General features: G+C 57.4%; 17 protein-coding genes, 1 pseudogene and 2 riboswitches. Of the genes and pseudogenes, 5 read left to right on the top strand and 13 right to left on the bottom strand.

Going from position 1 to position 19,015, the window contains the following annotated elements:
* The first annotated feature begins 1,000 nt into the window (after positions 1-1,000).
* Positions 1,001-1,168, top strand: a complete 168-nt coding sequence (locus tag Q363_RS38330; protein ID WP_084080465.1) for a phosphoribosylamine--glycine ligase N-terminal domain-containing protein — start codon at positions 1,001-1,003, stop codon at positions 1,166-1,168.
* A 187-nt stretch (positions 1,169-1,355) separates the two neighbouring features.
* On the opposite strand, the gene Q363_RS17240 is transcribed toward Q363_RS38330, so the two are convergent.
* The 13 genes and pseudogenes from Q363_RS17240 to Q363_RS38325 all read right to left on the bottom strand — a co-directional run bounded on the left by Q363_RS17240 (position 1,356) and on the right by Q363_RS38325 (position 11,507).
* Positions 1,356-1,817, bottom strand: a complete 462-nt coding sequence (locus tag Q363_RS17240) for a hypothetical protein (protein WP_245632282.1) — start codon at positions 1,815-1,817, stop codon at positions 1,356-1,358.
* Between the two features lie 27 nt (positions 1,818-1,844).
* A pseudogene (locus tag Q363_RS46345) lies at positions 1,845-1,928 on the bottom strand (hypothetical protein); the annotation flags it as partial.
* Positions 1,929-1,981: 53 nt separating this feature from the next.
* Positions 1,982-2,059, bottom strand: coding sequence for a hypothetical protein (locus Q363_RS46340; RefSeq protein ID WP_425387698.1), 78 nt, complete (start codon positions 2,057-2,059; stop codon positions 1,982-1,984).
* Positions 2,056-2,637, bottom strand: coding sequence for a WD40 repeat domain-containing protein (locus Q363_RS17235; RefSeq protein WP_035352476.1), 582 nt, complete (start codon positions 2,635-2,637; stop codon positions 2,056-2,058). Before Q363_RS17235 ends, Q363_RS46340 begins: the two co-directional genes overlap by 4 nt.
* A 452-nt stretch (positions 2,638-3,089) precedes the next feature.
* Positions 3,090-3,902 (bottom strand): precorrin-6A synthase (deacetylating), encoded by an 813-nt coding sequence (gene cobF / locus Q363_RS17230; protein WP_051978904.1) that lies wholly within the window; start codon positions 3,900-3,902, stop codon positions 3,090-3,092.
* Entirely contained in the window at positions 3,899-4,717 is an 819-nt protein-coding gene (locus Q363_RS17225) for a cobalt-precorrin-6A reductase (protein ID WP_051978905.1), read from the bottom strand. The genes cobF and Q363_RS17225 overlap by 4 nt, the downstream gene beginning before the upstream one ends.
* A 29-nt stretch (positions 4,718-4,746) precedes the next feature.
* Positions 4,747-5,505, bottom strand: a complete 759-nt coding sequence (gene cobM / locus Q363_RS17220) for a precorrin-4 C(11)-methyltransferase (protein ID WP_035352473.1) — start codon at positions 5,503-5,505, stop codon at positions 4,747-4,749.
* Positions 5,502-5,942, bottom strand: a complete 441-nt coding sequence (locus tag Q363_RS17215) for a cobalamin biosynthesis protein (RefSeq protein ID WP_084080463.1) — start codon at positions 5,940-5,942, stop codon at positions 5,502-5,504. Before Q363_RS17215 ends, cobM begins: the two co-directional genes overlap by 4 nt.
* On the bottom strand, positions 5,894-7,120 hold the full coding sequence (locus Q363_RS17210; protein WP_035352470.1) for a bifunctional cobalt-precorrin-7 (C(5))-methyltransferase/cobalt-precorrin-6B (C(15))-methyltransferase: 1,227 nt from the start codon (positions 7,118-7,120) through the stop codon (positions 5,894-5,896). The genes Q363_RS17215 and Q363_RS17210 overlap by 49 nt, the downstream gene beginning before the upstream one ends.
* The gene (locus Q363_RS17205; RefSeq protein ID WP_035352468.1) at positions 7,117-8,643 is read right to left on the bottom strand and encodes a precorrin-2 C(20)-methyltransferase; all 1,527 of its coding nucleotides are present in this window, start codon (positions 8,641-8,643) and stop codon (positions 7,117-7,119) included. Before Q363_RS17205 ends, Q363_RS17210 begins: the two co-directional genes overlap by 4 nt.
* Positions 8,640-9,275 (bottom strand): precorrin-8X methylmutase, encoded by a 636-nt coding sequence (locus Q363_RS17200; RefSeq protein ID WP_035352466.1) that lies wholly within the window; start codon positions 9,273-9,275, stop codon positions 8,640-8,642. Before Q363_RS17200 ends, Q363_RS17205 begins: the two co-directional genes overlap by 4 nt.
* Entirely contained in the window at positions 9,272-10,555 is a 1,284-nt protein-coding gene (gene cobG / locus Q363_RS17195) for a precorrin-3B synthase (RefSeq protein ID WP_084080462.1), read from the bottom strand. Before cobG ends, Q363_RS17200 begins: the two co-directional genes overlap by 4 nt.
* A 136-nt stretch (positions 10,556-10,691) precedes the next feature.
* A riboswitch (cobalamin riboswitch) is annotated at positions 10,692-10,888 on the bottom strand.
* Between the two features lie 25 nt (positions 10,889-10,913).
* On the bottom strand, positions 10,914-11,507 hold the full coding sequence (locus Q363_RS38325; protein WP_245632280.1) for a histidine phosphatase family protein: 594 nt from the start codon (positions 11,505-11,507) through the stop codon (positions 10,914-10,916).
* A 101-nt stretch (positions 11,508-11,608) separates the two neighbouring features.
* Here Q363_RS38325 and Q363_RS38320 point away from each other — a divergent pair, with 101 nt between their 5' ends.
* From Q363_RS38320 to Q363_RS17170, 4 genes are all read left to right on the top strand, one after another.
* On the top strand, positions 11,609-11,827 hold the full coding sequence (locus Q363_RS38320) for a CbtB domain-containing protein (protein ID WP_084080460.1): 219 nt from the start codon (positions 11,609-11,611) through the stop codon (positions 11,825-11,827).
* On the top strand, positions 11,778-12,560 hold the full coding sequence (locus tag Q363_RS17180) for a CbtA family protein (RefSeq protein WP_084080459.1): 783 nt from the start codon (positions 11,778-11,780) through the stop codon (positions 12,558-12,560). The genes Q363_RS38320 and Q363_RS17180 overlap by 50 nt, the downstream gene beginning before the upstream one ends.
* A 36-nt stretch (positions 12,561-12,596) precedes the next feature.
* Positions 12,597-12,793, top strand: a riboswitch (cobalamin riboswitch).
* A gap of 100 nt (positions 12,794-12,893) precedes the next feature.
* Entirely contained in the window at positions 12,894-17,279 is a 4,386-nt protein-coding gene (locus Q363_RS17175; protein ID WP_035352454.1) for a cobaltochelatase subunit CobN, read from the top strand.
* Positions 17,276-19,015, top strand: a complete 1,740-nt coding sequence (locus Q363_RS17170) for an AAA family ATPase (RefSeq protein WP_035352453.1) — start codon at positions 17,276-17,278, stop codon at positions 19,013-19,015. The genes Q363_RS17175 and Q363_RS17170 overlap by 4 nt, the downstream gene beginning before the upstream one ends.

The raw sequence follows: 19,015 nt of genomic DNA, 5'->3' as shown, positions 1-19,015 counted from the left end.
ATTGTGGTTTATGGCCTTCGCGGACCGGCCTTCCTCGACAAACGAAGGCGTGTTGGAGATCTCCCGGTTCTCGTGCATGTTGTTTTGTCAGCGTGCCCGGGTTCTCCGACTACGCAGGACCGGACAGCCACTCGCGTATAACGTGGCTGCCGTATTGCCTTCCCCCTACACACCATGGAGTCAGCATCCTGATCAACCGACTTTTCGAAGCTCAATAGCCGGGCCCACTGGTCCCTCTGTCTACGCTTCAACCGACACCTCGCGATGCCGCCTGCAAGACTCGAGGCCAGGATGGATTCGCTACTTCCTTTCCTGTAGGGGACTTTCACCCCCTACAACATGCCGGTTTATCCCGGCGCTCGGCGGTTGGTCGGCAAACCGCACCTTATTCCCCTGAGCTCGAGCCGGACATCGCCTTGACCGAACCGCAGCCGCGGCACCGCACGCCTCCGTCGTGGATGAGACTTTGCGCAGCATTCCGTCGCACGGGATGGCAGCATATGTGTGGGATTCGCGCGCAAGCGCGAACCGCCTCTGGGGACGCCAAGCCTTCAGGCTTGGCCCTCTAACAACCCAAAGAAGAAATGACCGCCCGCGAAGCGGGCGTACAGCTCTGCCGAAGGCGAGCTTTTCCCAGCGAGCCTGCTCTCTGGTGTCCAAAGACCGGAGCGAAGCGACCGGGATACCCCAAAAAAACAGCAAAATCCCATGTCAATACCCTCAAAACCGCCTCCAAACCAGTAACCCAAACCCCCACAACCACTTACACCCCAAAAACATTCTTCCCAAACGCGCCGATTTACCCCCTCCACTTTGTTAATCTGAAAGAGTAGACAAGAAAACGAGATCGCCCGCCCCAGAGCGCAGGCTAACCCTTTTCGAATCTAGATTTTGACACCTAACCCCTTCGTTTCGAATATTTTGCATCCTTAGTCCCAGACTAAACCATGCAAAATCAATATTTTGCGCAAAACAGGGGGGGGAGGGGGGAGCAAGGCACATGAAGGCTCTCGTCATCGGAGGAGGCGGCCGCGAGCACGCCATCATCTGGGCGCTCAAACAATCCCCCGAAGTCACCGAGATCGTCGCCGCACCCGGCAACGGAGGCATCGCCGCCCTCGCCCGCTGCTCTCCCGTCTTTCCGTTCGCCACTGCCACTTCGATCTGACGGAGCAGGTTCACTACCTGCTCTGGCTGATACCGCTTGCCTCGTGCCATATGCTCTCCTCGTTCCAGTGTGTCTCTTAGTCACTGGTACAAATCAAGCCGGCCACTCCACTTGCGACACAATCGGGTAACTCCATCCGACGCCTCGCTCTTGATCATACTTATTTCTTTTCGTGCGATGTAGTTGATCAAGAGGGTAGCTTTGCCAGAAGCGGAGCGATCTTTGCGATCCACGAAGGATGATCGTGAGATAAGGATCTTGCAGACTCCAGGGATTCTCTATCTCCTCTTTCAATCAAGAGGCTGACGTAGCTTTCCAGGCTAATCTGACTCCACGGCGAAAGCGTCCGCCGTCCGCTGTCTGCGAAGTACCACTTGCCAAAAAGCTTCCATGGATCACTGCCACTCGAACTGAGAAGCTGCGAGCGGAGAGCATGGATCTTCGGAAGATCGGGCAAACGGCTCTGGTTATAGTTGTTTTGAGTTGCAGCAAAATCGGCCAGTTCAAGCACCCAGGAGGGAGGCACTCCGTGCGGAGGCATATCCAGAATCTCAAGTGACGATCCATCTACCGCAAGCAGGGAAAGCCCATCTGGGCTGAATACAGCAAAATGCTCATTCCCATCGCCGCGAATCGGAAGGTGAAGCATGTCTCCCGTGCGCGCATCCCACACTCGTATCGCTCCATCTGCAGCCACCGTTGCGACGAGCCGACCGTCCGGGCTGAACGATGCTCTTTCGACCGGGGCAGGATGTTGCAACGGAGGCGTGATTGGCTGACCAGTCTTTGCGTCCCATACTCGTGCTGTGTGGTCTAAGACGCAGTGACAACATGTGAGCCGTCGGGACTGAAGGCTGCCGACTCTACAGCGAATCCGTGACGGAGAATCACGCCTGTGGGTGCGCCGGTTTCTGCATCCCATATCTGCCCAGTCTCGTCACCGGACGCCGTAAGGATGTTCTTACCGTCGGGCTAAAACGAGCGCTCAAGACGATATTTTTATGCCTTAGAGGTTTCAGCAGATGCGAGCCCGTGCGAGGGTCCAGGAGATCGGCTTTATTGTCGCCTGTTGCGACCAATAACTGGGAACCGTCACGGTTGAAGCTAACACCGTAAACTTCCTCATGATAAAGAACAACGGGGGACAGGGGTTGGCCGGTGGCCGCATTCCACGTACGCAGTTTGCCGTCGTCGGTCCCGGCCGCGATCATCTTGCCGTCATGGCTAAAGCTGACGCAGAGCACTGATCCGTGTACTTCCAGGGAGTCCGTGATCGGCTTTCCGCTGACAGTGTCCCATACCCTTACCTCACTTTCCGAGCTCCCGGTTACGACATGTTTGCCGTCGGGACTGAAGGCAGCGGAGATGACTGCATCGTCATGCTGAAGAGGCGGGGTGAGTTGCGAGCCTGTGCGTGCATCCCACAGCCGCGCGGTGTGGAATTTCTGGATGTGGACAAGGATCCGCATGGTCAGCCGCCGCTGATTCCCGGAGCAGACCCCGGAGGCTTGCAAACGATAGGTCTTGGGCCGCGTCTCCCAATGCTAATCGTTTCGCTCGAAATTGGAGACGTCTCGCGTTTTCCTTCGCGGAGCATTTAGCAAGCTATGTAGGTTTGGTGCCGCCTCTGAACTCCGGCGGGGGGCAGGACACGAATGGGCCAGGTAGGAGGCAACGTCAATCGTATGTTGAAATGGGCCTTCGCGGAGGCAGCCAACCTGGTTGTAGTGCAGAAGTGACGGATGAGTCATACCAGAGACTGGAAGGAGGCACTGTGGGGTAAGTTCTACACCGGGGCGTCACTACGACGGAGGCGGTCCGTCGAGCGATACAACATCACGAGTCTTTCAATCCGCTTATTGTTTTTCCTTCGGACGAATCGCCTAGGGAGGTCGTTACAAGTTGAAGTGGGCTGTAGCTATCAATCGTTTTGATCGCAGGAAGTATGGGCACGAGCTGATTCAGCCTGCGTTGCCTTGCTTGGTCTGCTGAGCAAATAGGTATCCATGATCCATCCGTTCCTCTGTCGCCTTTCGTGGCGAACTTCTTCAATCCTGCCCGCGATCTCACTGAGCTTTCCAGATAGGAGGATCTCATCTCCCATTCCCAGATAAGCGCCCCAGAAAATATCAAGCTCTTCATCGAGTACGTTGTTGAAAGAGCATTGCCCATCCAACATCACAATCGTTCTTTCCGCAGCGCCACTCAGGCCAGCAGAGAGTTGGCGACCTGTCGTAATGACGATTGATTCACCTATCCCATTCAGAGTGATCTTGTGGCGGGCGGCCAAAGCTTGAATGCTGGTAATGCCTGGAATGACCTCGAACTCAAAACAAAGCCTTCCACGAGCCGTTATATGTTCGATGATTCTGAGCGTACTGTCGTACAGCGATGGATCTCCCCACACCAGGAAAGCACCGCACTGATCCTCTTCAAGTTCCTTTGCGACCATCTCTTCATAGACCAAGGCCCGCTGCCGATGCCAGAGTTCAACGCGAGTTGTGTAATCCGATATGGTTGGGTCGCGGACAGGATCATCTACCTCCACCACCCGATATGACCTATTCTCGATATATCGTTCACATATCTCTTTTCTAAGGTTTACGAGGTCCTGCTTCGCTTCGCCCTTGTCCATGAAAAAGAACACATCTGCGATGTTCAGTGCTTTAATCGCCTGCACCGTGATGTATTCCGGATTGCCGGCACCAATGCCGATCAGATAAAGCTTTCTCATAGGTACCGCTTCTCCGTGGGATAAACAGCGCAGTCAGGGGTCATCTGCAGGAATTCTCCGAGTTTTTGAAGCACGTCATCCGGTCGGGCTAAGGTCGGTAAGTTGTATTTCCGTGGGCGATCGATCATGACAACTGGAATCCGGAGGGCTCTCGCAGCCTCGATTTTTGAATATGTTGCTGTGCCACCGCTATTTTTGGACACTATCAGGCTAATGAACTCATCGCGAAGCATCTGGAATTCATCGTTGAGATGAAAAGGGCCACGTTTCAGGATCAGTTTCGAGTTGGCCGGCAACTTTTCGTTCGGCTCATCGATGGCACGCACCAGAAACCATGCGTCTTCGCAGTTGGAAAATGCACCAAGCTCCTGCCGTCCGATCGAGAGAAACACTCGGTTGCGTTTATGGTTCACCATTGAGGCAGCGGCTTGTACATCGGGTACAGCGCACCAGCAATCGTGCTCCTTTGGCTCCCACGGTGGGCGCTCCAATGCGATGAGCGGAACGCTTAAGGTTTTGCAGGCCAACTCGGCGTTGCTACTTATCTTCGAGGCGAAGGGATGAGTCGCATCGATGACCACCTCGATATTTTCATCGATCAAATAAGAGATCAATCCGGTAACCCCACCGAATCCTCCAACTCGAACAATCCCAACGGGTAGTCTGGGCTGGCTCACTCGGCCGGCGAAGGATGAGATCACCGTCAAATCAGCTCTGGCTGCCAATTGCGTGGCAAGCTCCGAGGCCTCGCTTGTCCCACCCAGAATCAGAACTCGTGGCGAGTGACTTCGAGTTGGATTTGTAACGGATTGCATCCTCGATGACTTGTCTGCGTCCATAGAAGCTATTCCTTGGATGTATCCGTACGATCCCTCGTCGTCGAATAGAGGTAGCTCTCACCGAAGGGAGACTGGCCGAGAGATCTCCCAACCAAAATGAGGGCATTGCGATCTATACCCGATGCCTTGACCATCCCATGGATGGTCGACAGTGTGCCGCGCAGGATGCGTTCATCGGGCCAACTGGCCCGGAAGACGACGATGACGGGACAGTCTTCGCCGTAGAGGGGTAACAACTGCGAGGACACCTGGTCGAGGTTCATGATGGAGAGGTGAATGGCGAGCGTCGCGCCGGTGCGTCCCAGCGTTGCGAGATCTTCTCCGGCAGGCATCGGTGTGGATCTTGTCGAGGTGCGAGTGAGAATTAGTGTCTGAGCCACGTTCGGCAGCGTGAGTTCCTGGTGGAGAGCAGCGGCGGCGGCGGCGAATGCAGGAACTCCCGGAGTGACATCGCAAGGAATACCAAGCAGCTTCAGGCGGCGAATCTGTTCTGCCATCGTGCTCCAGATGGAAAGATCGCCGGAGTGGATGCGAGCGACATCAAGTCCTTTTGCGTGGGCCTCGGCGATCTCCGCAATGATTTCATCAAGGTTCATCTCGGACGTATCGACAATGCGTGCGCCAAGTGGTGCATGGGCAAGTATTTCCTTGGGCACAAGCGATCCGGCATAGAGGCAAACCGGTGAGTTGTGGATGTGATCTCGGCCCCGCAGGGTAAGGAGGTCGGCGGATCCTGGGCCTGCGCCGATGAAGTGGACGATCATCGATGCACCGTTATGGGAAGCGCCGCGACGGCACAGGTACAGAAGCGGCCTTTCATTTGCGGTACGATGAGACGCGCAGACGGGCCAAGCAACGCCAGCGCGGACGCTTCCGCGACATTGGCGGTTCGTGTTTTCGAGAAAGCCAATGACGAGTGTGCGGTGACTCCCGCGACGCTTGCAAGGATGCTTGCCGGGAACAGCACAAGACGAAGCCCCAGTATCGAAGCTACGATCTCGCCTATCGAAGCGCGACGGTCGAGCGTCGCGATCATGGTGCCGGAAGGTATCTGACCGACGGATGCTTCGATCAGTAGGATGACATCGTCGCTGCTGGCACGAGAGGAGCAGCCGATTCCGATGGAGAAACGCTCGTGCTGGATCATATCGGTCACGGTTTGGTCACCGTCCACTGAGTAATCGGCATCATCGGTCGCCATCCATACAAGCCGCCGATCAGATCAGCTCGGGAAACCGTCATTCGCATCAGATCGCCTCCATAAAGTGTATGGCGCGCGACAAGGCTCGCTTCGCTCTGGAGCGTGACTGCGTTTGCAACTAGACGACCACCGGAGGAAAGCCTCGCCCAGCAAGCGTCGAACAGCTCATCGTTGCCGACGCTTCCTCCGATGAAGATCGCATCCGGCGAGCGTAGGCTTGCAAACGTGGCGGGCGCAGTCCCTTGGATGACCTTCAAGTTTGGTACACAGAGCCGCACGGCATTCTCCCGGATTCGAACTGCCCGGTCCTCTCGCGCTTCGAAGGCAATGCAGGAGCACGATGGATGAACACGCATCCACTCGATACCGATCGATCCGGTGCCGGCTCCGACGTCCCAGAGAATTTGGTTTGGTAGCGGGGCGAGCCGGGCGAGCGTCACCGCGCGAACCTCCCGCTTGGTTAACCGCCCGTCCGTATCGAAGGCATCGTCCTGCAACCCCGGAGCCAGAGACAGCGGCCTAGCGGTCGTGTCGGGAGCGCAGAGTACTGCCATGAGATTCAGCTTGCCGCACTGCTTGTTCAGCCAACATGCCGCCAGTTCTCTGATGTTGCGCTCTGAGGTACCGCCCAGATTCTCGAAGACATCAATCTTGCTTGATCCGTATCCAGATTCCGTCAGGAGTCGAGCGACGATCGCCGGCGTGCTGCCGTCTTCGGAGAAGATTACAAGGCGTTGATCAGGATAGAGATGGCGAAGCAACTGCTCTACCGGTCGGTTGACCAGCGTAATCAGGGTCGTCTCCGCCATCGGCCAACCAAGTCGGGCACAGGCGAGAGAGAAAGCGGAGACCTGCGGAATAACACGAAACTCAGTTGTGACAAGGTCGCGAGTGAGAGTAACCCCCACACCGTGGAGCATCGGATCGCCACTGGCGAGCACGGTCACTCTCTTCTTTCCGCGATCCCCCGTGAGGATTTCCTGCACAGCTGGCGTCATCGGAGAGGGCCAGGGAATACGGGTTGCTGAAGAACCGGCAGTTGGTACGAGGGCAAGGTGGCGAGCGCCTCCGTATAGCAACTCAGAGGACGCGATTGCTCGCTTGGCCTCACTGCTCAATCCATCGTAGCCATCTTCGCCGATGCCTACGATAGACAACCAATGCTCAGCGGCAGTCATGCGCCATAACTCCTGTTGCCATAGATCCGGGGAGTGTAGATGAGCTTCCTGGCGTCCGACAATGCAATCGCCCGAGTTGTTGAGGAGCCAATGAGGACGATGGTTTGCATATCGGCCAGCGAAGGATCGAAGTGCTCAAGATCGGTAATAATAGTTCGTTCGTCGGGCCTGCCGATGCCGCGTGCAAGGACAACAGGTGTCTCAGGGCCTCGGTGTTTGGCGATGATCGTCCGCGCCTCGGCGAGCTGCCATAGCCGTTCCGATGAGATCGGGTTGTAGATTGCGATCGCGAAGTCGGCGGATGCCGCCGCTTCCAGTCGCTTCACCACGATTTCCCAGGGCTTGAGCCGGTCGGAAAGCGAGATGACGCAGAAGTCATGCCCTAGAGGAGCTCCAACTCTCGAAGCAGCTGCCTGCATAGCCGACAATCCGGGAATGATGCGAATGTCCAGCGAGCGCCAGGCTGGCGGTCCCTGGTCCACACATTCCAGAACAGCCGATGCCATGGCGAAGATGCCCGGGTCTCCAGATGAGACGACGCAAACGCGACGGCCTGATTCGGCAAGCGAAAGAGCGTGTCGTGCGCGGTCCGCCTCAACCTTGTTGTCGGAGCCGAAGCGGCGCTGACCGGATCTCACGGGGATTCGATCGAGATAGGTGTGATAACCCACGAGGTCGGTCGCCTCGGTCAGCGCTTGCTGAGCTTCGGGCGTGATCCAGCCAGCAGCACCCGGGCCAAGACCAAGGACGGAGATCCAACCGGCACTCCGAATGGTTTCTTCCCGCTGGGACTGACTTGCATCGGGAATCAGGATGAGCGAAAAGTAGGGGACATGGATCGGGTCTACTTCGCGGAGCGAGATGATGCGTTCGGCAGCCATCGTCGCTCGTTCGATGAAGAGTGCTCTGTCCGCCAGGCCTGCCGTATCGATAGCCCGCTTTACCTTTGCGAAGTTTCGGCCGAGCTTCATGATGGCAAAGGCGCCCTGCTGGCGTAGCTTTGCGACCAGTACGTCTTCAGAGATAGTTCCAGGTAAGACCGTAAATTCGGTATCTCTGCGGACGAGCGGCGTTCCAAGCTGTGCGGCTGCGCCCAAGATTGAGGCAACTCCAGGAATTACCTGCGTGGAAAAGCGATGAGCGAGACGGTCATGAAGATACATGTACGACCCGTAAAAGAAAGGGTCGCCTTCGCACAGAATGGCCACATCCCGACCGCCTGCAAGGTGGTCCTTGATCTGTTCGGCCATCTCGTCATAGAACTGCGACAGCGCCACCTCGTATCCTCCGGGATGGTCAGTCTGCTCTGTCGTAACTGGGTACATCATCGGGAGCTCGATCTGGCCATGAATCAGTTCCGAGCAAACGATCGAACGAGCATTGCTCTGTCCATGTCTGGCGCAGGGATAGGCAATGACCTGCACCTGCCTGAGTACGCGCTGCGCTTTGACCGTAATCAGCTCTGGATCGCCGGGACCTACACCGACCCCGAAGAGACATCCACTTCGTGTGTCTGCGCTCATTCCTTCTCACTTGCGAGCGCATTGACTGCTGCCGCGGCAATGGCGCTCCCGCCTCGGCGTCCTCGAACCGTCAGGAAGGGTATTCCAAGCCGATTGGCGGCAAGTGTTGCCTTGGATTCGGCGGCACCTACAAATCCGACAGGCATCCCGATTATGAGCGCAGGGTTGAGCGCATGATCCGGGGTTTCCGCCTCAAGCATATCGAGGAGGTGAAACAACGCTGTCGGAGCGTTCCCGACCACAACAACCGAGCCAGCGAGTCTATCCCGCCATAACTCGACCGCTGCGGCACTTCGGGTTGTGTGGAGTTTCGCTGCCAGTTCCGGGGTTCGCGCATCGCTCAATGTGCAGATGACCTCGTTATTCCGTGGGAGCCTGGAACGCGTGATTCCATTCGCCACCATCGTCGCATCGCAACACAATGGCGCACCCGCGAGCAGCGCATTGACGCCCGCCGAGGCGGCATCCGGCGACGCCTGGACATCCTGCGGCAGGTCCGTCATGCCGCACGCATGGATCATGCGGACGACGACGCGAGCAAGATCGGTCTGAAAAGCAGATAGATCGGCCTCTCTTCTGATGATGGAAAAAGACTCGCGATAGATGGCCGCGCCATCCTTAACATAGTTCATCGGGCAGCGGCCTCGGACAGCAAATTTTCATGCAGAGCGGCGACCACATCGAGTGCGAATTCACGCGAACAGTCGGACGCCACACGACGTCCCTCGATATTGAGCGTGTAGCCCAACGGGCCGGCGACAAGTTCGGCGGTCGCGCCGTGCCGTCGGGCGCATTGCTTCTCGCATCCGGAAAGGTTCACCGTCCATCCGGAAGGCACAGAGTGACCGAAAAGCCGCTGCGCGAGCGACGCTGCGTCGCCGCGCACATCGGCTAACGACGCCTCGCACTCATTGTTGCCGGCGCAAGCCGCGATCCCACGAAAGCCGTCTCGTCCATCACAGGACAAGCCCATTGAATGGAGCCAGCCAACGATATTGTCTACTGCACTCTTTGGAATAGAACCAAGGACAACACCACGCCATGGAGCAAGTCGAAGATCACCCTCCCACTCGTTCGCGGAGGCGGCAAGATAAATTGCCTGCTCTGCGGTAAGCCGTCCGAGAGAAACAGATGGAATGATGCTCACTCGGTCATTTTGAGTCGTGGGATAGATGCCAATAAGCGCCTCGTTGACTAAGCATGAGGAAGGCGAAAGAGGGGACGGCGTTAGCAAGTGCGAAAGAGCATCAATAATACGTTTCATTGCTCCCGGAATCGTCACTACTGCTTTCCCGCGAACGGGCAGGCTGGACTCCTTCGCCAGTCGGATACACATCTTTGCCGCTGCCAACGTACAGTCGACGGCATCCGATCGTTTTACGACAAATCCCGAAGAGACTCCGCCGATGGAAAGGTGGAAATGAGATGCTGAGTTGAGGTCCACTGACTCAAGCGAGATATCGTCGTGATCACGACTGAACCGTCTGGGTCCGCCGTGAATCGCGAAGCTGAACTTGGGGTGGAGGTTTACAAAGGCTGTGTCGGACTGCAAACGCCGATCGAGCTGACGGATGAGGGATCGCGGATCGATGAGTTCGCCGGGGTCGAGCCCCGCGATCGGGCTCGTGACGATATTGCGGACGCGATCATGCTGCTGGGAGGGCAGTAGGCCGGCAGAAGAAATGCTGTCAACAATCTGGCTGAGGTCTTCGGTCCGAATTCCGCGTAACTGAAGGTTCGCGCGCGCGGTGATTTCAATGGTGCCGTCGGCAAAGCCACTGGACAGATCTGCGATAGTCCGGAGTTGATTTGCTTTGATCAAACCTCCAGGCACCCTGATTCGAATGAGTAGACCGTCTTTTGCCTGGACTGCATGAAGGACGCCTGGACAGAAGTGCTCTCCCACTCTCATGGAACACCTGCTTCCTCAGCGATAGCGGGAGATATTGAACTCGGTCTGAACAATTGCACCTCACCAGCTGCGAGAAAAAGAGGCACAAAGCTCAAAGACCTATGAGCGATTGCTCCCCGTTTCCACGCAGAGAAGAACCAGCATTATGTCTGAGGTAGGTCTCCTGATTGACAGGCTGAGCGTTTATTCTAACGCTCTGGAGTCTTCGCCTTCCTCGGTATGATCGAGTGGCTTACGAAGAGTCCGTCTCCTGAACACAGTGGCGGGACCATGCCGGACTCACACCGGCTTCCCTGTTATGCCCTCGCGGGCACCCCAGAATCTTTACCTAATCTACCAGACTCATTCTCGCCGCGCTCTAATTTTCGTGTCGAAAAAGCGGGCTGCTGCTGTTCCGCAGGCTCCAGAATCTGCCGTTCCATCTAAAATCCGTGATCGACAAGGGAGAGACGTCGATACGCCAGAATGATTGCGCGGGAGCCTGCAACGCGAGAACTACAGCCGCGCGAATCACTGCGGGATGAGTGACAGCAAGAGTGTGCCCGGAGCTACGCTGCCCCGCTACCCAATGCTCGATGCGCTCAAGGAGGCGAGCGATGGATTCTCCTCCATGCGGAGCGGCATCCACATCGGTGAGCCATCGACGCACGCCTTCTGGATCAGCAGATTGAACCTTCTCCAGAGATTTGCCACGCCACGCATGGCAATCCAAATCTTTCAATTCTTCGCAGTGCGTGGGCTCGAACCCGAGAGCTTCGGCAGTCTGTACTACCCTCTGTTCGGGTCCGGCATAAACTTGATGCACTCGTGGTCGTATCCAACTGATCGACCCAAGTTTTTCAAGTTCGCGCGCGTCAATAGGTTCATCGAGAGGAAAGATGGCTTTCCGCACAGCCAAGGTCGGCGCATGACTGAGAAGCGTGATCCGTCCCGGCATATCAGAATCTTTCAAGGTGTCACCTCAGAGAGCCTACCATCGTGTGATGGTGAAGCCTTGACACCCTTTGGGTGGTTCAATACGCTCGGAGTCAAGTAATGTTTAGGAGACCTGTAATGACTCAGCCCTACGCCGGCTCGATCCCTCAGCCTTTATCCATACCGGTTATTCCATTGCGCGAGTTCCTGCCCTGGGCTTTGTTCGGCGGTTTGCTCATGATGCTTCTGATCTATTTCGTCGGTGTAGAACAGGGCGCCACTTCCTTTATTCATGGGCGTGTCGTTCATGAGTTTGTTCACGACGGCCGCCATCTTCTTGGCTTCCCCTGCCACTAACCAGTCGCTCGTGACCCGCACGCTGCTTCTTCGAGGAATGTTGGTCGGCCTTATGGCCGGCCTTATCGTATTTGCGTTCGCACGATGGGTCGGTGAACCACAGGTTGAAAGTGCAATCGCAATTGAAAACGTATCGGAACAGGAAAAGGGCGAGGCTACTGAGCCGGAGATGGTCAGTCGCGGGATTCAACGAGGCATTGGACTCCTAACCGGCTCGGTAGTTTACAGCTCTGCTCTAGGAGGCATCTTCGGGCTGGTCTTCGCCTTTTCTCAGGGCCGCTTCGGTTTCAGCAGTCCGCGTTCTCTGGCGTTATGGATTGCGGGACTGGGATTTGTCTCTGTAGCATTGGTCCCTTCTCTCAAATACCCGGCGAGTCCTCCATCTGTCGGCAATCCAGAGACAATAGGCATACGGACGACGGCATATTTTCTCGCGATTGCTCTGTCCTTGGCGTCCATGATTTTTTCGCTGCAACTGGCCCGTCGTTTTATTCGCCGATTCGGAGTTTGGAATGGGTCTTTGCTGGCTGTGTTCCTTTTCGTCTTGCTAACGGTCACGTTTTCGAGCTTTCTGCCAGCGATCGATGAAGTACCACCAGCCTTCCCCGCCAGTTTGCTCTGGAAGTTCCGGATCGCGTCCTTGGAGATGCAGTTACTGCTTTGGGGCATGCTTGGTGTCCTGTTCGGCTGGTTGACCGAACGCGACCGGAGCGTGCACACACTGGTCCGTTAAAGCGGCCTGCGGCTGAGTAACTGAAGAACGTGGTACAACTATGTTCAGACCCAAGGTGCCCGCAAGGGCTGAAAAGGGAAGTCCGGTGCAATCCCGGTGCGGTCCCGCCACTGTAAACGAAGATGAGTCGCCAAATATCCACTCGGCCTTCAGGCCGGGGAAGGAGGAGGCTCGGCAAAGGGAACAAGTTGCCACTTCGCAGCCAGGAGACCTGCCCGGGGTATATAGCGATTTTCTGCGGAGAACAGAAACCATGCGCCTGACCCCGGCACCATCAATCCGTACTATTTCCGTCACCAGTTCCGACCACGCGCCAGAGAATGAGGTGTAGCCGTGGCCGATTCCTTTCGACAACGCGTAATCCGCGCCGACGGCCGTGCCTTCAACATAGTCCAGCACCGGGCGCATTTGACCTATTGCTACACCGGCTGTTGCTGCGGTATTACCGAGCGCGGATACGCCGCCGTCCCGGCTGACGTCTACACGCAGGAGTGGCTCGGGCGCAAAATTCGCAATCATGTTCATCTAACGAAGGGCGGTTGCCTTGGCCCGTGCGCGCTCGCTAATGTAGTGAGCCTCGTCTTCGATGGTAGATCGATCTGGTTCCATTCGGTGAATAGTCCCTGGCAGGTTCGTCAGATCTTTGACTACATTGACGCGATGCTGGCTGCCGATCGCTTTCTACAGCCTCCAGCCGAATTGAGTGAATTCGTCTTCAACTACTATGACTGGGACGTCCGCAAGCCGAGTGAGATCGTTGCTGCATCTACGCTCGTCAAGACCGCACCAGATGCAACCGGCGCCATCATGCTGCTCTCGCATGCCGATACCGATCTGCTCACGCTCATAAATGCTTCGGACCTAATCCCGGCGGAGCTTCGTGTGAGCGCATTCTCGCTGAATGCACTGCGCAACGAAGATCAGTTGGACGTGCTGATCAACGGTGAAATGACTAAGGCTCGGGTAATTATTGTGCGCTGCCACGGGCCACTTAGTTGCATTCCAGGCTTCGACCGGCTGCGCGCAGCCTGCATCAAGCGTGAACAATCCTTGGTGCTCGTTAGCGGTTGCGGAGAGAACAGTTCTGAGTTCTCGGAGACCATTAATGTACCTGCCGACGTTATGCAGAGTGCGGGCGGTTATCTCGCGCTCGGCGGGGTGCAGAACTTCGCCGAGTTGTTCCGATTCCTGTCCGATCGCCTGATGCTGACGGGCTATGGCTATGCGCCGCCCACCCCTATGCCGGAGCACGGCATTTATCTGCCGAACGCATCCGGAGAAAGCGCGGACGTTGCCACAGCAGAGGACTGGGAGCGGCAGGCCAATCCTCTGCGTCCAACCGTCGCCGTGCTGTTTTACCGCGCACACCGAATGAGCGCTAATACGGCTTTCATCGACACGATTGCACATGCGCTGGAGGCGAAGGGGGTGAATCCCCTCTGCATCTTTACCTCAAGCCTGAAGGCGAAGGAAGATGGACGTCCGGCGGTATTCAGACTGATTGAAGGCCGTGCCAACGTGCTGATTACGACGCTGTCGTTTGCGCTCGGCGAGGTCAATACGGGCTCCGTCACGCAGCCCGGAGAAGCGATGTTGTCGTTCGAAAGACTTGGCATTCCGGTTGTTCAGGCAATTGCGTGCCAGATGCCGCAAGGCGCCTGGGAGGGTTCGCGCCGCGGCCTGAATGCGGTCGACACTGCGGTCAACGTCGCGATTCCGGAGTTCGATGGACGCATTATTTCCGTGCCGGTGTCGTTTAAGGAACGCAGTAAAAATAGTGCGGAGAGTCTGTATGTTGTGAATGATGACCGGGCTGCTCGCGTCGCTGGAATAGCGAGCCGTCTTGCCGGGCTTCGCGGCAAGGCGAACTGCAACCGCCGCATAGCTTTTGTACTGACGAACTCCGCCACCAAAGCATCACAGGTCGGCGGAGCGGTTGGCCTCGATGCTCCCGCCAGCCTGCTCGCGACGTTGCATGCGATGCGGGCACGTCGCTATGCCATCGCCGAGCTACCTGAGACCTCCGATGAACTGATGCAGGAATTGCTTGGGCGCGGAACTTACGATAGCAACTACCCGCTCGATCCGGCGCGGGCTATGCGGTTTTCGCGAGCGGCCTATCGGAAGATTTATTCGGTCTTCCCTGCCCGTCCGGCGCGTCGGATGCAGGATTTCTGGGGCCAGCCACAGGACCACGGCCCCAGCGTAAAGCCTGCCCAAAAAACCGATAAGAAACTCCTCCCGACGATCGCAGGAAAGGTCGTCGCGATTGAAGAGAACGAGCCCTGGGCCGACCAGCGCGATTATCTGTTTGCCGCGATGGATCTTGGCAATGCAATGATCGCATTGCAGCCACCCCGCGGCTACGGCATCGACCCTGATGCGATCTACCACACACCCGACTTGCCCCCAACGCACCACTACGCAGCCTTCTATCGCTGGCTCGGAACTCCGCAAGCGGAAGGCGGCTGGGGCGCAGATGCGATCGTCCACATGGGCAAGCATGGCACGCTCGAATGGCTACCTGGCAAGGGCGTCGGGCTTTCCGGCGAGTGTTTTCCGGACCTTCTACTCGGCGACATGCCACTCGTCTATCCGTTCATCATCAACGATCCCGGCGAGGGAAGCCAATCGAAGCGACGCGCGCACGCTGTGATTGTCGACCACCTGACGCCGCCGATGACCTCGGCGGAGACCTATGGCCCGCTCGCCGAATTGAATCAGCTGGTCAACGAATACTATGCCGTCGAAAAGCTCGACCCGGTAAAGCTGCCCTACCTGCAGCAGCAGATATGGCAATTGGTTGAGAGCACAAACCTGAAGGCCGACCTGGACCTGAAGACGATGATGACCCGCGAGCGCGGCGATCACAGCCACGAGTGGGACGACACGCTAACGCCAGAAGGCATACCAACACAACTCGCCTCCATGAACGGCAACGAGGTGGCCCACCTGATCGAAGACCTTGACGGCTATCTCTGCGAATTAGGCATGGCACAGATTCGCGATGGCCTGCACATCATCGGGCAGATGCCTCCGCTACCAGAGATGCTGCGCTCCCTGACGCGGTTGGCAAACGCCAGCGCACCGAGTCTGCAGGCGAGCCTTGCAACGGCGTTCGGCTTCGAATTGATTGAACTGCTTAACAAGCCGGGCGAACGCCTTGAGCCTTCGCTAGATCTGCTGGGCCAGCCGTGCCATACCCGCGCCGATGCTCTGGAGATTTTCGACCGCGCTTCACTCGACCTTTACACGATGCTCGACACGCTCGGCTTTCGAAGCACCGTCATCGGCGAAGTGCAGCGCGCGGTGCTCGGCCTTGAATCGGCGGAGATAGCAGCTGCACTCACCTTCGCCTGTGATGAACTTGTGCCGAAACTTGAACAGTCCGGCGATGAGATCGAGCACCTGCTCGATGCACTTGAAGGCAAATATGTCCCCGCAGGGCCAGCCGGAGCACCTACCCGCGGTATGGCACACATTCTGCCGACCGGCCGCAACTTCTATGCGGTCGATCCTCGTGCCCTGCCCTCACAGGCAGCGTGGCGAGTAGGCCAGCAGCTTGCCCGCGAAGCTGTCGCTCGCTTTTACAAGGAAGAGGGCAAGTATCCGGAGATGATGGGACTAAGCGTCTGGGGGACTTCGCAAATGCGGACGCACGGCGACGATATCGCTCAGGCGTTTGCGCTACTCGGCGTCAAACCCTTGTGGAACGCGCAGTCGCGCCGACTCGAAGGCGTCGAAGTGATTCCTCTGGACCAACTCGGCCGACCGCGGGTGGACGTGACGCTGCGCATCAGCGGCTTCTTCCGCGATGCGTTTCCACACCTGATCGATACGTACGACCAGGCCATCTCGATGTTGATCGAACTGGATGAACCGCTCGATCAGAACTTCCCGCGCAAACACTATCTCGCGGATATCCAGGCCAAAAAGGACCTACCGACGCACGAGGCAGAGGCTCAGGCGCGCTATCGCATCTTCGGTTCGAAGCCAGGTTCTTATGGCGCGGGTATTCTGCCGCTCATCGAGACCGGAAACTGGCAGAGAGATGATGACTTTGCCCACGCGTTCCTCACTTGGGGCGGCTACGCGTACGGCAAGGGTACCGATGGAGTCGACGCACAGCCCATCTTCGCCGAGCGGCTCAAATCGATCGAGGTTGCGTTGCACAACCAAGATAACCGCGAGCACGACATTTTCGATTCGGACGACTACTTCCAGTTTCACGGAGGCATGATTGCCTCCATTCGCGCGCTTACGGGCGCACAGCCGAAAGCCTATTTCGGCGATAGCTCCCGTCCGGAATCGGCGCAGGTTCGGGATCTGCGCGAAGAAGCACTGCGGGTCTATCGCTCGCGCGTGGTGAATCCGAAGTGGATCGAATCGATAAAACGCCACGGCTACAAAGGTGGTTTGGAACTTGCCGCAACGGTCGACTACATCTTCGGTTTCGATGCCACGGCGCAGATCGCTCCGGACTTCATCTACGAGGGTCTTGCGGAGCACTATGCGTTAGACCGAAACATGCGTGATTTCCTCGGTGCTTCAAACCCATGGGCATTGAATACGATCGCCGAACGATTGCTTGAGGCGGCAAAACGCGAGCTCTGGGAGGATCCCGCACCAGAGACTCTCAACGCACTGCGCGGCGTTCTGCTTGAAGCTGAAATGCTGCTGGAAGCGCAGGGCGAGCAGAAGCGGGGGGCTGTTTCGTGAGACCGGCCGCCTATCCCTTCTCCGCAATCGTCGGCCAAAACGAGATGAAGCTCGCGCTGCTACTGGCTGCTGTCGATTGGCGGCTTGGAGTTTTGCTGTGCGGCGACAAGGGCTCGGGGAAGACAACCACCGCGCGCGGCCTGGCTGCCCTGTTGCCGGCACCCGCACGTTTTATCAATCTGCCGCTCGGCGCCACGGAAGACCGTCTGCTTGGGGGGCTTCATCTGGAGCGCACGCTGAAGGGTGATCCCGTCCTGAAGCCGGGACTGCTCGCCGAGGCACATGGCGGCGTGCTTTACGTGGATGAGGTGAATCTTCTTCCTGCACACCTGGGCGACGCCTTGTTAGACGCTGCTGCCAGCGGGGTTCACGTGGTGGAGCGTGAAGGCTTAACCGCCGCCCATCCAGCCGAGTTTGTTCTGCTTGGCAGCATGAACCCGGAAGAGGGTTCGCTGCGCCCGCAGTTGCGGGACCGTTTCGCATTATCAGTGACGGTCTGTGCTCCACTCGACCCAGCCGAACGCCAACTCGTGATGGCGCGAAGAATTGCGTTCGAGCGCGACACGATTCGATTTGCCAGTGAGTGGTCACAAGCCCAACAGGCTTTGCAGTCACAGATTGTTTCCGCTAGAGCGTCTCTCGGCGGCATCACCTGTTCCTGCGACATGATGGGGCAGATTAGCTTCACCATCTGCGAAAACCACGTTCGATCCTTGCGAGCCGATCTAGCAGTCGTACGGGCTGCAATCGCATATGCAGCTCTCACCGGCGATGCGTGCGTCGAAGTACAGCATGTTGACGCTGTCTTACCCCTTGTCCTCGCTCACCGAACGCGAGAGGGCAGACGTTCCTCACTCCCTCCGCCTCCACCTCCAATTCCGCCGCAACAGATTAAGCCCGAATCACAATCTGAGGCTGGCGGACGACATGCCCCGCAGCGTGTCCACGAACGTATCTTCACTCCATCAGAAGCCAAGGCCCCTGCCCTCGACGTCCGGTTCAATGAAGCAGCGACGCGAGGGGGCACCGCGCCTGCAGATAGCTGTGATTGCGGTCCAATCATAGGCAATCGCCAGGCAGATTTCCCTGTCGAACTTGATTTGCGTGCCACACTCAGCCACACCCTGCGTGAAACCGGCGGTCTGCAACCTCGTGTCGAGGATTTGCACGAACGAGTGCGCAAGCCGAGGACCGGAACTCGCTATCTCTTCGTCGTCGATTCCAGCGGCTCGCACGCTGTCCAGCAGAGAATGCGTATAGTCAAAGGCGCTATTTTAAACCTGCTGACCCGCTCTTTCAAACGAGAGGACGAAGTGGCAATGATCGTCTTCCGCGGAACTTCCGCGCAGGTCGTTCTAGAGCCAACTCAGGTACTTCCCGACGCTTTAGCTGCGCTCGAATACCTTCCCACGGGTGGTCGAACGCCGTTGGCTGGCGCTCTCGATCAAGCGCGTGGTTACCTGACGCCCGCGACGCTTCTCATCCTACTCACGGACGGTAGGGCAAATATCCCGCTGCATGGAGGAGACCCCTGGCAAGAGGCTCTTGATGCGGCGCAGCTGATGAGTTGCAATGCAATCGTCGTCGATACGGAGACTGCCGCACAACGACTGGGCCAATGCGAGGAATTAGCGAAGATCCTCGGCGCGCGCTACCTCTCGCTGGAGGAGCTTACGCAGAATGAGAATTTTTCGATAGTGGTCGAACCGCGCACGCCACGAAGGCAGGGGGCATAG

The sequence above is a fragment of the Edaphobacter aggregans DSM 19364 genome (assembly GCF_000745965.1).
Lineage (GTDB): Bacteria > Acidobacteriota > Terriglobia > Terriglobales > Acidobacteriaceae > Edaphobacter > Edaphobacter aggregans.
This window is presented reverse-complemented; position numbering and strand designations above follow the sequence as displayed.

Bases quoted from the DNA above. Each gene is read 5' to 3' on its own strand.
- Q363_RS38330 (WP_084080465.1), top strand. From the start codon at position 1,001: ATGAAGGCTCTCGTCATCGGAGGAGGCGGCCGCGAGCACGCCATCATC.
- Q363_RS17240 (WP_245632282.1), bottom strand. From the start codon at position 1,817: ATGCTTCACCTTCCGATTCGCGGCGATGGGAATGAGCATTTTGCTGTA.
- Q363_RS17235 (WP_035352476.1), bottom strand. From the start codon at position 2,637: ATGCGGATCCTTGTCCACATCCAGAAATTCCACACCGCGCGGCTGTGG.
- cobF (WP_051978904.1), bottom strand. From the start codon at position 3,902: ATGAGAAAGCTTTATCTGATCGGCATTGGTGCCGGCAATCCGGAATAC.
- Q363_RS17225 (WP_051978905.1), bottom strand. From the start codon at position 4,717: ATGCAATCCGTTACAAATCCAACTCGAAGTCACTCGCCACGAGTTCTG.
- cobM (WP_035352473.1), bottom strand. From the start codon at position 5,505: ATGATCGTCCACTTCATCGGCGCAGGCCCAGGATCCGCCGACCTCCTT.
- Q363_RS17215 (WP_084080463.1), bottom strand. From the start codon at position 5,942: ATGGCGACCGATGATGCCGATTACTCAGTGGACGGTGACCAAACCGTG.
- Q363_RS17210 (WP_035352470.1), bottom strand. From the start codon at position 7,120: ATGACTGCCGCTGAGCATTGGTTGTCTATCGTAGGCATCGGCGAAGAT.
- Q363_RS17205 (WP_035352468.1), bottom strand. From the start codon at position 8,643: ATGAGCGCAGACACACGAAGTGGATGTCTCTTCGGGGTCGGTGTAGGT.
- Q363_RS17200 (WP_035352466.1), bottom strand. From the start codon at position 9,275: ATGAACTATGTTAAGGATGGCGCGGCCATCTATCGCGAGTCTTTTTCC.
- cobG (WP_084080462.1), bottom strand. From the start codon at position 10,555: ATGAGAGTGGGAGAGCACTTCTGTCCAGGCGTCCTTCATGCAGTCCAG.
- Q363_RS38320 (WP_084080460.1), top strand. From the start codon at position 11,609: ATGACTCAGCCCTACGCCGGCTCGATCCCTCAGCCTTTATCCATACCG.
- Q363_RS17180 (WP_084080459.1), top strand. From the start codon at position 11,778: ATGAGTTTGTTCACGACGGCCGCCATCTTCTTGGCTTCCCCTGCCACT.